Source organism: Flavobacterium erigeronis, assembly GCF_054075165.1.
Genome location: NZ_JBSKGP010000004.1, coordinates 87,046 through 101,253, shown reverse-complemented (window position 1 = coordinate 101,253; position 14,208 = coordinate 87,046). Strand labels below are relative to the sequence as shown.

Sequence of the window (14,208 nt, the reverse complement as noted above, 5' to 3'; positions counted from 1 at the left end):
CAAAGTGACAAAGGTTCAAAGTTTTACGCTTAGTATACCTTTGAACCTTTGTTACTCTGTCTCTTTGTTACTTTGATCAAAATGGATCCGCAGTAACCTTAAACTTCATTTCTGCTTTTACCGTTACATCTTTTGTCAAAGTTTCTTTTAGGGTAACTTTAGTTCTTATTTTGTAGCTATCTGCTTTAATATATTCATCTAATCTTTTATCGGTACAAATCAAATCGATCGTGTTGCTTGAGACGTTAATATTGTCTTGGTACGCTAATTCGATTTCTTCCGAATTGGCTGTAGAAATATACAAATGAATCGATTTTAAAAACGTAAAAGTCTTATCTGAAGGTTCTGTAATCGCTAATTTCAGCGACCTGATTTTTACATCTTTTACTAAACTTGCTTTCGTTTTATTGTTTTCAAATTCAGCCGAAGAATTGGTTGTAACTTCTGGCGTGATAATCTCCGAAGGAAGATTAATTGGTGAAGTACTCTGGATTTTAATCGAAGCATTATTCGAAATAGTAAAAGTCAATAAATCATCGACAGCATCACAAGAAGAAAAAAAGATAGACAGAAAAGCCGTCAGAGCGATAAGTTTTGATTTCATGGTTAATTTTTAGTTACAAAGTTGCAAAGTTTCAAAGGGACAGAGAAACTAAGAAAAAATGAAACTTTGTTTTTTGGGTTTGTTTAAAATTGTTTTTTCCTAATTACGAAGTTTTTGGGGAAATGGATTTCTTTAGAGTGACAAAGTTACAAAGGCTCAAAGTGACAAAGGTTAATGCCTTTTCAATTTTACCTATGAGCCTTTGTTACTTTGTCACTTTGAACCTAAAATCGGAAGTATGAAAAAAAAATATTTTTTTTCATACTTCCGATTTTTACTTTTCGAATATAAAAAGTACTTTTGCGCATGCAACACAACGTACTTATTTTAGATTTCGGATCGCAATATACTCAGCTTATTGCGCGTAGAGTTCGCGAATTAAATATATTCTGCGAAATTTTTCCTTACAATCACATTCCAAGTGATTTATCAAGTTATAAAGCCGTAATTTTAGGAGGAAGCCCTTTCTCTGTTCGTGGAGAAGACGCACCGCATCCTGATTTATCGCAAATTAGAGGTAAAATGCCTTTACTTGCTGTTTGTTACGGAGCACAATATTTAGCACACTTTAGTGGTGGAGAAGTTGCTGCTTCAAACACAAGAGAATATGGTAGAGCTAACTTGTCTTATATTAAAGAAGGTGAAACTTTCTTTGATGGAGTTTCAGAAAATAGCCAAGTTTGGATGTCTCATAGTGACAGTATCAAAGCTTTACCAACAAATGCGGTAAAATTGGCAAGCACGCATGATGTAGAATATGCTGCTTACAAAATTGAAGGCGAAACTACTTATGCAATCCAATATCATCCAGAAGTATACCATTCAACTGATGGAAAAAAGATGCTGGAAAACTTCTTAGTAAAAATTGCTGAAGTTCCTCAAAACTTTACTCCAAATGCTTTCGTTGACGAAATGGTAGCAGAATTAAAAGAAAAACTAGGAAACGATAAAGTAGTTCTAGGCCTTTCTGGTGGAGTAGATTCTACTGTAGCCGCAGTTTTATTAAACAAAGCAATCGGACAAAATTTATATTGCATTTTCGTTAACAACGGACTTTTGCGTAAAAACGAATTCCAAAATGTATTAGATCAATACAAAGGAATGGGATTAAATGTAAAAGGTGTAGATGCAGGAGATCGTTTCCTTGGTGAATTAGCTGGAATCAGTGATCCTGAAACCAAACGTAAAACTATCGGACGTGTATTTATCGAAGTTTTTGATGATGAATCACACCTTTTAGAAGACGTAAAATGGTTGGCTCAAGGAACTATTTACCCAGACGTTATTGAGTCTGTTTCTGTAAAAGGCCCTTCTGCTACAATCAAATCGCACCACAATGTTGGTGGATTGCCTGATTATATGAAATTAAAAATTGTAGAACCGCTTAGAATGCTTTTCAAAGACGAAGTGAGAAGAGTAGGAGCTACATTAGGAATTGATCCAGAATTATTAGGAAGACATCCTTTCCCAGGACCTGGATTGTCAATTAGAATTTTGGGAGATATTACGCCGGAGAAAGTTAGAATTTTACAAGATGTAGATTCTGTTTTTATCGAAGGATTAAAATCTTGGGGATTATACGATAAAGTTTGGCAGGCTGGAGCGATTTTGCTTCCTGTAAACAGTGTTGGCGTTATGGGTGATGAGCGTACTTACGAAAAAGTAGTAGCGCTTAGAGCCGTAGAATCTACAGATGGTATGACGGCTGACTGGGTTCATTTACCTTACGATTTCTTGATGAAAGTCTCTAATGATATCATCAATAAAGTAAAAGGTGTAAATCGTGTAGTTTACGATATTAGTTCAAAACCACCTGCAACAATTGAGTGGGAATAAAAAATATTGCTTTTAAATGATAAAAATGCTCACTTTTGTGGGCATTTTTTTTGTTTATATAGGAGTGAAATCATAACTTTTTGATGCGAAACTCTTTAGTGTTCTAAGTTGTAACAAACCTAGAGATAATAGTAGTATTTTTTTAAAATTAAGTTACATTTGTAAAGCCCTAATTTTTATAACCTACTATTTATGAGAGAGTTTTTAACGATTTCTCTTGTGTTTGTTCTGTCTTTTAACAAAATAACTGCACAAGATTCAATTATTGAATATCAAATTCAGAAAGGAGAAACCGCTTATTTTATTGCCCAAAAGTATAAGGTTTCTATTGATGAGATTTACAAACTTAATCCAGAATCTCAAAACGGCATTAAGGAAAATCAAATTTTAAAGATTCCTGTTCATGCTGAAACGACCGCAAGTCATAATGCGCAATTAAAACATGTCGTTCAGCCAAAAGAAACACTTTTCGGACTTTCAAAACAGTACCATGTTTCGGTAGAAGCCATCCAAAATGCAAATCAGGAAATTTTGGCTAGCGGACTTCAAATAGGTCAAGAATTAATTATTCCTCAAAATTCAGATCATAATCTAAAATCAGAAATTTCGGGTTCTTCAAAAGCAACGCATCAAGTTGTTGCCAAAGAATCATTATTCAGCATAGCGAGACAATATAATGTTTCGGTTCAGGATTTAGAAAATTTAAATAAAGACATTTTGATTAACGGATTGCAGATTGGTCAGACGATTTCTATTCCGAACAAAAGAAAAACTTTAGACGGAAGAGTTCGTGTAATTAATCAGGAAACGGTTTTTCATGTGGTTGAACCCAAAGAAACCAAATTTTCGATTGCCAAGAAATACGGAATTTCAATTGACCAGTTAGAATCTCAAAATCCTGAAATCGTAAACGGATTAATTGTTGGAAATAAATTGGCGATTAACACCGCAGCGATAAAACCAACAAATGAAAGCGAAGAACTGATGCTGGCTCTAGCCGAAAAACAGGTTGTGGTTGAAAAAACAAAAGCCAAAACGGTTGAAATTGAAGATTTGAAAGATCGTTTGGTGGTTCAGAAAGAAATGAATCAGAAAATTATAAAAATTAATGATCTGAAAGTGAATCTGAACGATATGAATGGTTCTAAAGAAAATTCGGTTCAAAAACTGCGTTTGGTTTTAGAAGCCAATAAAAATGTTCAAGATATTTTGATGGCAAAATTAGATTCGCTGGTTACTTCAATGAATAATGATTTGAAAGAACTGAAGCGAATGGACATTTTGAATGTTGAGGAATCTAAAAGACTAGAGAAACAATCTTCTGAAGGAATCAATCAAACCAATGAATTATCGTCTCAGCTGAAAAAAGAATTGGCAGAAAACAGAAAAGTGTATGCCGGCTTGATGAATAAGGTCGAAAAAATCGCAGTTGAGGAAAATCAGGAGTATAAGAGGAAAATCCGCGAAAGCGAAAAAAATAACAATACTACTTCTTTACAACAGCGTTTGTCTTTAGAAGAAATAAAAAAATATAAAATTGAGCAGGAGCAAGGCGATAAACAGAATCAGCTTTTGATTGCTAAAATTGATTCGTTGGATATTCAAAAGAAAATTGAAGTAAAAAGACATATTAGTAAAGCTTCTTATTATAGTATGGAAGCGCGAAAATTTGATGATAAACTGGCTTTGGTTAAACTGAAAAAATATCAGGACGAAGCAATCAAAAAACAGAAGAATAATAATTCGGGAGAAAATTCAAAAACTATTTCGTTGGAAGAAATGAAACAGGAATTGAAAGACAATCCGTTAAGGACTGATAAAACCGTAAAAGTGGAAGTTTATGATAATCTTAAAGAAGTTTCAAACGGGTATTACTTAGTTTTAGGTATATTTACAGACGCGGTTGACCGAGATAAGTTTATTATGAAACTCATTGATTCTGGCGAATTTAACGCTAGTTTCTTTTTCAACATTAACAGCCTTTCGTATTATGTTTACGCTGATAAGTTCGAAAACATGGAAGAAGTGCTTTACAAATGCAAGAAAAAAGAAGAAGATGAGTTATATAAAGAAATCATTATTGCAAAAGTAGAAATCGATCTAAGGTAATTTTTACAGCAATAAAACAAACGGCGCGAATTTTGCTTTTAGTAAAATTGTAACTTATTTTAGAATTAGAAATTAAATTGTTTTAAGCCTTATTATGAAATATTATTTAACAGTATTGTCTCTCGTATTTTTTATGACTTCAACCGCATTTTCGCAAGAAAAAGTAGTGAAATATAAAGTATCGAGCGGTGAGACGATTAATCAGATTGCACAGAAATTTAAGGTAACGCCTTATGATATTTACCAATATAATCCAGACGCAAGAACGGGTTTGGTGCCGAATTCTGTGTTGCTGATTCCGACAAAATCAGGAGAAGCAAAAAAAGAAGTTTCTGAAACTAAAACGGCTTCAGGAAAAGAGATTATTCATGAAGTGCAGCCAAAAGAAACGTTTTACAGCATTACGCACAAATACGGAATTTCAGAGGAAACTTTAAAAGAGGCAAATCCTACTTTGGAGAAAACAGGTGTTCAGATTGGCCAAAAATTGGTAATTCCTGCAAAAGGATCTGCGCCAAAAACAGCCGTAAAACCTGCAAAAGAAAAAGGTGCTGAAAAATATGTTTACCACGATGTTCAGCCTAAAGAAACTAAATTTGGAATTGCAAAACAGTACAATATGACGGTTGACGAATTGGAAAAACGCAATCCAGATATCGTAAACAGTCTGCCAGTTGGTTATAGATTGACGATAAAAGGAAAAGCGCCAAAAACAGAAGCTGCTCCAGTTGAAACAGCAAAAACTGCAGAAAATAAAAAGCCTGTAGAAACTTCTAAAAAAGCAGTTTCGTATATGGAATATCAGGTGAAACCTAAAGAAACGTTTTATAGTTTAGGAAGGGTTTTCCATTTATCTCAAGAAGAATTAGTAGCCTTAAATCCGTCACTTTCTGAAGGTGTAAAAGAAGGAATGGTTTTAAAAGTTCCTGCTGGATATGTAGCTCCAGCTCCAATTATTGCAGCTCAAGTGCCTGTTACTAATGGCGGGGCAACAGTTGCTAAACCAGTTGAAAATACTGGCGGTGGCGGTATTAAAATTGTAGACAGAGTAGAATCTGAAGAAAATAATGCTGAAGTTGTGGCATTAACTAAAAAGAAAACAAACGAACGCAAAAAAGTTGTTTTATTGCTTCCGTTTAACTTAGCAAAAGTGCAAAGCGATACTTCTGGAACGGCTAACAGAATTAAAAATGATAAGTTCTTAAATATGACTTTAGATTTTTATTCTGGAGCTATGATGGCGATTGATTCTGCAAAAACATTAAAACTGCCAATTGATGTTTCGATTTATGATTCGCAAGAAACTAAAACTACTTCTAATGTGGTAGGTTTAGTTTCGAAACTTCAAGATGCAGATGCTGTAATTGGACCATTTTACCAGAATAATGCAGAAACAACAGCAAACATGCTTCTTTCTAATAACGTTCCGGTAATTTCACCTTTATCAAAAGACAGCGCGAATCCGATTAACAATTTATATCAAACAGTACCTTCAAGCGACGTAATCAGAAATGCAGTTTTTGATTTTATGCGTTCTAAAAACGGAAATATTGTAGCGGTAGTAGATAAGAAAAAAGAGTCGGTTATTAACTACATCAAACAAAATCAAAGAGGAGTTGCTTTTGCTACTTTGACTGAAACGGGAGGTTTGGATGTGGCTAATCTAAAAAGTCTATTGATGCCAAATCGTATGAATTATGTTGTAATGGAAACAGGTAATACAGCGATGGTTAAGGCAACAATAAAAGCTTTGCTTGATTCTCAGAAAACATGTCAAGTTCAATTGGTAATTTTAGAACCAAACAGTACTTTGGATACCGATGAAATCAATTTTGAGAATTTGGTAAAACTGAAATTAATGTATCCTTCTGTAACTCGCGAAAGTGACGAACAGCCAGTTTTGATTTATGAAAAACAATATCGTCTTAAAAACAAAGCCAATCCAACGTCTTATGCAACGAGAGGTTTTGACGTTACGTTTGACACAATGATGCGTTTAGTTCAAGGAAAAACATTTCAAGAAACTGCCGATTTGATGACGACTCAGCAAGTAGATAATAAATTTCAATATTATAGAAAAGAAGATGGCGGACACGCTAATAAAGGAGTGTACATCTTGTATTACGATAGCGATTTAACTTTAAAAGTAGCAAATTAATGACATCAAAAGTAACCTATTTAGGAGATTTAAGAACAAGTTCAATTCACGTGCAATCAGGAAGCGAAATCATTTCTGATGCACCACTAGATAATAACGGAAAAGGAGAAGCGTTTTCTCCAACAGATACAGTTGCAAATGCTTTAGCAAGCTGTATGATGACCATTATGGGAATTAAAGCCCGTGATATGGAAGTAGATTTTGTTGGTTCTACAGCAGAAGTAACGAAAATTATGAATGCAGAACCAAGAAGAATTGGTGCAATCGAAATTGTGTTTGAAATGAAAAGCAATGCCGATGAAAAAAGCAGAACTATTCTAGAACGTGCTGCAATGACTTGTCCGGTGTTTTTGAGTTTAAGCAGTGAAATTGAAAAGAAAATTTCTTTTAACTGGAATTAAATCTTAGCAAAAAACAAATAAGAAAGGGCGTCTAAATTAATTTTTAGATGCCCTTTTCTCTACTAACTAATCAACCAATAAATTATTTATTCTGAAAACTCTAATTTTTTAAGTTTGTTCCAGCCTCCGCGTGTAAAGTCTGGAATTTCTACAGGAGCAGAATTATGATCTAATGAAATTTCTGTTAACGGTCCTAGACAAGACCATTCTGCTAAATCGTAAACGTCCATATCAAGCGGAAGTCCTTTTTGAAGGCAATGAATTAAACGGTAATCCATAATAAAATCCATTCCGCCGTGACCGCCTACTTTTTTTGCTTGTTCTTCGATTCCTTTTGCGATCGGATGTTTGTATTTTTCCATTAAAGCTTTTTTCACTTCTTCGGGAACAAAAGAATGTGCACTTAATTTTTCGTGATTTGGTTTTACATCGTCGCTTAATTCTTTTCCGTCAAGTGCATAACCTTCAAGCGGATATTTATTTGCAAAACCTTTTGTACCGCTTAACTGATACATTCTGCTGTACGGACGTGGAGAAGTAACATCGTGCTGAATATGAATCGTTTTTCCGTTTTCGGTACGAATCATCGTCATGGTATGATCTCCGTTTCTAAAATCTTTAATTTCCTGACCCGATTTTTCTTTGATATAAGCAGGATTTCCAACGGCTTTAGTATCCATAGAAACCAAGAAATTCATTTTGTCACCACGATGAATATTTAACGCCTGACAAGCGGGCCCCATACCGTGTGTCGCATAAATATCACCGCGGTGTTTGATGTTGTAGTCCATTCTCCAGTTGTTCCAGTATTCTCCCCAAAATGGCTGTAAACCGTGAATGTAAGAACCTTCAGCATGAAGAATTTCTCCAAAAAGACCTTGTTGAGCCATGTTTAGGGTTGTCAATTCGAAGAAATCGTAAACACAGTTTTCTAGTTGCATACAGTGTTTTCTTGTCTTTTCAGAAGTATCGATTAGTTCCCAAATCTCTTTCATAGTTAATGCTCCAGGAACTTCTATAGCCACGTGTTTTCCGTCTTTCATGGCCTGAACGCCAATAATGGCATGATGTTTCCAATCGGTTGCGATGTAAACCAAATCTACATTTGGCAAAGCCGTTACTTTTCTCCAAGCATTTTCGTCTCCATAAAATTCTTGCGCTTTTGGAAAACCGGCTTTAGTCAAAATTTCATTTGATTTTGAAGTGTTTTCCTGAGTCATGTCGCAAAGTGCAACAATCTCTACGCCTGGAATATGTGTCATACGTTCTACCGCACCAGGACCACGCATTCCGAGTCCGATAAAGGCAACACGAACAGTCGGAATCGGATCTGCGGCCATTCTAAGCACATCTTGCTGTCCTTTTGGACGAGAAGGTGTTTTAGTCTTAATTATTTGTGCCGAAGCAATTGTCCATCCGAACAAAAGAAAAAGAATTATAAAAGGTTTAAAAAAGGTAATTTTCATAAATGCGTATTTTTATTATTCAATGGTGTCATTTTTATACGTTGTGTGCAATTTTTTTAACACATAGAAACATAGGTTATTGTAAACTTAAAAAGGCGTTTCACTAATTTTAATCCACATAGAACTATGTGTTAAAGCTTGCTTTTTTTTGTAATCTCAACCAGAAGTAACAAAAATCTATGTTTCTATGTGTTTAAAATTTCGTTCTAAAGGTTAAAAGGTAACCTCTCTAATGAACCAAATTAGAGAGGTTTTCAAAAAAAAAACAATCCAAGGATTTTTTTAATTATTTTTGACTACTAAATCTTTTCATTAATGGCGTTACATGTTTTTTACTATCGTCGTCTAATGAATTTAATGCTTTATCTGCTTCGGTTGGAGCGTATTTGGTTAATCCTATTATTCCTGCGGCAATTACGTTGTACGATTGTTCTTTGGTGCTTTCTTCTATTAAACTTTTATAAGAAGCATCTTCTGTAGAAGCTAATTTTATAACAGCATTTGCTCTCGCAATTGTTTTTGTATCATTTTTAGCAATATCCAATAATGTTTTTAAAACCTGATCTTTGGTTTGCTTTTCATTCAAATCAATTGCTTTAATGCTCAAAACTCTTAAGTCTTCCTGTTGATCTTTTAAGCCTTCCATTAAAATCAATTGCGATTCCTGACTTCTGTCTTTTGAAGCAAATTTTATAGCTTCAATTCGGTTATAGTACGATGGTGCATTTTTATATTGAAAAAGATAATCAGCTGCTGTTTTTTTATCGATGTTAACTTCGCCAATCAGAATTTTATCCGGATCTAAATCTATAAATTCGGGTTTTGAAGGAAGATCAAAACTAAAACTTTGCTGTCTTTTATTGATTAAAATATCCTTTCTGATCTTGGTTCCATTTACATAAAAATCAACTTTTAGTGGAAGCGTAAAAGTTTGTACTGCACTATCCTGAGATTGATTTATGGTAATGATGATTTTTCCGTTGGCATATCTATAACTAACATCCAAAATCGGACTTCCAGCATTAAAATACCATTGATCGAAATACGGAAGCCAGTCTTTTCCAGTAACATCTTCCATCGCCAAACGCAATTGATGCGGTTCTCCCGATTTGTAAGCATTGGTTGTTAAATACTGCTTCAATGATTTAAAAAACGCTTCGTCACCCATTTGGTTTTTCAAAGCATACAAAATGATAGAGCCTTTAGAATAACTGATGTTATCAAACATATCGTCTGCTTTTCTGTAGTGAAAACGCGCTAAAATTTCGCTGTTTCCATTTTTTTGCGAACGAAGATAATTCTGCAGTTTTTCGTAGCGAGATCTATCTTCTGCGTCTTGTCCCGCATCGTGACCGTGCCAAAGGACTTCTCCAAAAGTGGCGAAAGATTCGTTCATTGTTAAATTTGACCAGGATTCAGCAGTGACCAAATCTCCAAACCACTGATGAAAGAGTTCATGTGCTATAGTGCTTTCTTCGTTATTATCTAATAATTCTCGGGCTGTTTTTTGTACATAACCGCCATGAACCGTTGCAGACGTATTTTCCATTGCACCGCCAAAGAAGTCAGTTACGACAATCTGAGAATATTTTGCCCACGGATATTCTACTCCTAACATTTTGCTGTAGAAATTCATCATATCGGGCGTTTTTCCAAAAAGCTGTTTGGCGTAAGGCGCATATTTTGGCTCCAGATAATAATTGACTTCTTTTCCGTTATATGAATCTTTATAGATTTTAAAATCTCCAACGGCCATCATAAATAAATAAGGCGCATTCGGCTGTTCCATTTTCCAGATGTCTGTTCTGGTTCCGTCTTTATTAACTTTTTGTGAAGTCAATTTTCCGTTTGAAAGTGTTGTGTATTTTGACTCCACTGTCATCGCAATCTCCGAAGTTGTTTTCTGATTCGGTTTGTCAATTGTTGGAAACCAGCAAGATGAAGCTTCGGTTTCGCCTTGCGTCCAGATTTGAGTTGGTTTATCGGCTTTTCCGTCAGGATTTACAAAATATAGACCTTTAGAATCCACAATAGATTCTCCTTCTTTGCTTTTTAATTCTTCTGGTTTTGCCGTGTAATTAATGTAAATCGTGTATTTCTCGGTGCTTTTATATTTTCTGTTTAAAGCAATAGAAAGCTCTTCATTGTTGTATTTATATTGTAACGGAATGCTTTTTTTGCCATCGATAATCGCAATTTCTTTGAAATCCATTCCTTTCGCGTCAAGCTTAAGTGAATCACTTTCGTAAAAATGAGGTTTTAAAGTAATCCATTCTTTTCCGTACAAATAACGTTTTCCGTAATCGAAAGAAACTTCTAGTTTGGTATGAATTAAATCATGTGTTTTTAAAGGAACAGCGCGATAAATCGATAATTCATCTGATTTTTCTGCTTTGTTTTGTGCTTCTATTTTTGGACTTAAAATACAAGCCAGCCCCAAAATAGTATATTTTAAAAAATCTTTTTTCATTTTATATTTTTTGAAAGTTCTTTTACAGTTTTTCGATAATTCTGACTTCGCCGTCTTTTTCATCTTCGTTTAAAATATTCGATTGTTTTTTGGTGTACGCCAATAAACTCCATTGAATTATTTTGTTTGAAGGATATAAATCAGCTTGCTTTTTCAGCCATTTTTCTGCTTCCTGAGAAGAAGAAGTTTTTTCAATCGCCCAAGCCGAAACCAATTGATTGGCTGGAAGAAAGTTCATAACTGTATTATCTACGACAGGATGAAAAGCCACAATTTTATCTAAAGATTTTGAAGCCATTTCTTTGTTTCCAAGACTGCTGTAACATTGATAATCGAGCCAGTTTTCTAAGCGTTCATCAATATTTTCGTCATACGGTTTTCCAACGCCTAAATTTTCTGGGAACAGTTTGGCATCGGCAATAAATTGCAAGGCTTTTTTATAATTTTTGTTTTTCATTTCAGCCAAAGCCTGCATTAGTTTGGCTTCGTGATACAATTGTCTTCCTGCGATTGCGCCCTCAAATGGAAGAATTTGCAATTTGGTTAAGAACTTGTCGACTTCCGTATATTTTTTGTTTAGAAGAAGCGTCTTTGCGTATAACATTCCGAGCAAATAATTGTCTTGATGTTTTTTGTAGAATGGTTCAGCTGTTGCTAATGCTTTATCAAATTGTTTTTGAACGATATAGTGTTCCGCCAGCATTTTATGGTATCTCCAGCCTTGTGGATCTAATTTTATAGCTTGCTGTAAACTTGCCAAAACAGTTGGAGCATCATTTTTAAATAGCGATGCTTTGGCGCCATAAAAAGCAGGATCATTTGGTTTTGAGTTGCATTGTAAAAATAATTCTTTAGCGGAAGCGATATTATTTCGATTCCATTCAATTAAACCTAAATGATATTTTAATTGGTATTGATCGTTGGTTTTTATTAATGATTTTAAAATTTCAGCCGTTTCGTTTCGGAAAGGAAAACTCGTTCCAGGCTTGATTTTGCTGATATCAACTGATTTATTTTCTAAGAAAGCTTTCCAATAAATAATTTCTGCGCTTGGTTCTGCAATAGAAAATACTTTTAAAGCGTCTTCTTTTCGGCTTATATTATTGTACCAAATACCTAATTCTAAAAATGTCTGTTCCGGCATTTCATTTTGAATAGCTGATGTAAAAGCCAATTTGGATTCGTTTGAATTGTTCCAAAGGTATTTTTCGAAATCAGCAAAATGATTCAATGGATCAAGTGTTGCAATGGTTTTTAAAACCGAATTTGCTTTTTCAGCATTATTCTGAAGACGATATAAAACCGCTAAAACTTGTAAACCTTCTTCATTGTATTGATTGTTTACGAGACTTTTTTCAGCATATTCAACTGCTTTTGGCAGATTGTTTTCTGCTAAATAAATTTTGCTTAAAGCCGTATAAGCTGGACTTCTAAACTCTACACTTGCAGCTGCGATGTCAAAACCGTCTTTTGCGTCAGTTGTATTTCCTAAATGCAAATTCGCTAAAGCGTAAAAATAATTCGCAGCAGCATCATAAGTATCAATTGCTAAAGCTTTGCTCGCCGAATTTACAGCACCTTCATAATCTAATTTTCTGATTTGTAAAGAAGCTAATGCAGAAAGAGCAGGAGCGTAGTTAGCATCTAATTTTAAACAGGCATTAAGTTTTTCTTCGGCAAGGATATAATCTTTAAAACTGATGTAATTCTTCCCCTGCAAATACAATCCGTAAATTGAATTATGATCGAAATCTTTCGGAATTTCTAAAGGACGATTAATGTTTCCATCTTCTGGAGCTGAATTCCAAACCAGTTTATTTTCACCCAAAACAAATTTCAGTTTATTTGAATCGACTTTTATCTGAACAGAATCTTTGAACGTTTGAAGTGTGTTTAATGCAATATCTTTTGAATATACTTTTTGGTCGTTTTCAAAAACTTCGATTTTTTCGTTTAATTTTTGAAGCGGAGAAAAGTAGATTTTCAGCCAGCCATTTTCATTTTTAATATTGACAGAGCCATAATTATTGGCTTTTACAAAACCTTTGGTCTGTTTTACAGGAAACCAGTATTCTGTCCAAGTATCGGTTTGATAAGGAGCAAACAAACGCTGTTTGAAAGGCGTAAGATTACTGCCTTCGCTCGCCTGATTAAATAATCTTCCGCTTTGTACTTCAACGTATTGTCCGTCGGTATCGGTCAGTAATTTTTCCCAAATCATTCCTTGCTGCGACAATCCCCAAATCCAGATTTTTTTGCCCGGTTTATCGTCGTGATTTCCAAATCTTCCCATTCCGAAATCTTCATCGTGATAATATCCGCCGAAGAAATCATTGTATTTTCCGAAAACGTGATACGATTTGTAACCGCCAAAATTGTTGTTTTTATAGAATGATAAATCTTTACCATTTTCCTTATCGATTGGCCACGAATTGTATTCTCCGTTATGACCAATATACGTTTGTCCAGGATAAATAAATTGCAGATTTTCAGCTGCTTTTATTCCAGTATTCATCCAAGTATAATAAGGCTGCTCGAATTCAGTTGTGTTTGACCAAAATGAATTTGTAGTAAAATAAGCTTTGTCTTTTGGCAGGTTAATATCTAATTTCCAAGAAGTTCTGGTTAGTAAATCTAAAACTCCAATTACACAACTGATGCTTCCGTCTTCGCGATTTATGATTTTATAATCGACAGGAGTTGCACAATTTGGCGTATGTCCGATAATTCCATAATTGCCTTCAACGCCGCCGCTTGTCCACGGTCCGCGCATGGCAATGTCTCTGAATTTTACAACATGATTATTGTAAACAATATCTTTTCCTGTAGATTTTTCGATTGCTGACCAAACTTTTCCGCCAATTTCTGGCAAGATTGTCAGTTTGATATAATCATTTTCAATTTCGATTACTTTCCATTCTTTCTGGATTGGTTTATCGGTAAATCCATCAAAACGAAAGTACGGATAAAACTTGGTGTCCGGTTTCGGAATCGGATCTGGATCTGAAAAAGGGTAAGTCGTAAATGCTTTTTTGTATTCTTTTACAGTGGTTTTGTTTTGTGCAGTGACAAAAACGCTTCCAAAAAGTAGAATGGATAATATTGGTCTAAATTTCATGTGGATAGCTAGTTTTTTGGGTTTGCTTTTTTTAACACATAGAATC

The 14,208-nt window shown here is 34.6% G+C and carries 8 protein-coding genes; 4 read left to right on the top strand and 4 right to left on the bottom strand.

The window, feature by feature from the left end:
* Window positions 1-76: 76 nt before the first annotated feature.
* Window positions 77-604, bottom strand: a complete 528-nt coding sequence (locus ACWA1F_RS09260; protein ID WP_306156704.1) for a hypothetical protein — start codon at window positions 602-604, stop codon at window positions 77-79.
* Window positions 605-910: 306 nt separating this feature from the next.
* Between ACWA1F_RS09260 and guaA the strand changes: the two genes are divergently transcribed.
* The 4 genes from guaA to ACWA1F_RS09240 all read left to right on the top strand — a co-directional run bounded on the left by guaA (window position 911) and on the right by ACWA1F_RS09240 (window position 7,108).
* Window positions 911-2,440: a glutamine-hydrolyzing GMP synthase gene (guaA, locus tag ACWA1F_RS09255; RefSeq protein ID WP_184164142.1), complete on the top strand. Its 1,530-nt coding sequence runs from the start codon at window positions 911-913 to the stop codon at window positions 2,438-2,440.
* A 192-nt stretch (window positions 2,441-2,632) separates the two neighbouring features.
* Window positions 2,633-4,549: a LysM peptidoglycan-binding domain-containing protein gene (locus tag ACWA1F_RS09250; protein ID WP_456893516.1), complete on the top strand. Its 1,917-nt coding sequence runs from the start codon at window positions 2,633-2,635 to the stop codon at window positions 4,547-4,549.
* 94 nt (window positions 4,550-4,643) lie between these two features.
* Window positions 4,644-6,707 (top strand): LysM peptidoglycan-binding domain-containing protein, encoded by a 2,064-nt coding sequence (locus ACWA1F_RS09245; protein ID WP_456893515.1) that lies wholly within the window; start codon window positions 4,644-4,646, stop codon window positions 6,705-6,707.
* Window positions 6,707-7,108 (top strand): OsmC family protein, encoded by a 402-nt coding sequence (locus ACWA1F_RS09240; RefSeq protein WP_456893514.1) that lies wholly within the window; start codon window positions 6,707-6,709, stop codon window positions 7,106-7,108. The genes ACWA1F_RS09245 and ACWA1F_RS09240 overlap by 1 nt, the downstream gene beginning before the upstream one ends.
* A gap of 86 nt (window positions 7,109-7,194) precedes the next feature.
* Here ACWA1F_RS09240 and ACWA1F_RS09235 read toward each other — a convergent pair whose 3' ends face one another.
* From ACWA1F_RS09235 to ACWA1F_RS09225, 3 genes are all read right to left on the bottom strand, one after another.
* Window positions 7,195-8,574 (bottom strand): Gfo/Idh/MocA family protein, encoded by a 1,380-nt coding sequence (locus ACWA1F_RS09235; protein ID WP_456893513.1) that lies wholly within the window; start codon window positions 8,572-8,574, stop codon window positions 7,195-7,197.
* 286 nt (window positions 8,575-8,860) lie between these two features.
* On the bottom strand, window positions 8,861-11,044 hold the full coding sequence (locus ACWA1F_RS09230; protein WP_456893512.1) for a M1 family metallopeptidase: 2,184 nt from the start codon (window positions 11,042-11,044) through the stop codon (window positions 8,861-8,863).
* A 22-nt stretch (window positions 11,045-11,066) separates the two neighbouring features.
* Window positions 11,067-14,162 carry a DUF5107 domain-containing protein gene (locus ACWA1F_RS09225; RefSeq protein WP_456893511.1) on the bottom strand — a complete coding sequence of 1,032 codons (3,096 nt, stop codon included), beginning with the start codon at window positions 14,160-14,162 and terminating at the stop codon, window positions 11,067-11,069.
* Between the last annotated feature and the right edge of the window lie 46 nt (window positions 14,163-14,208).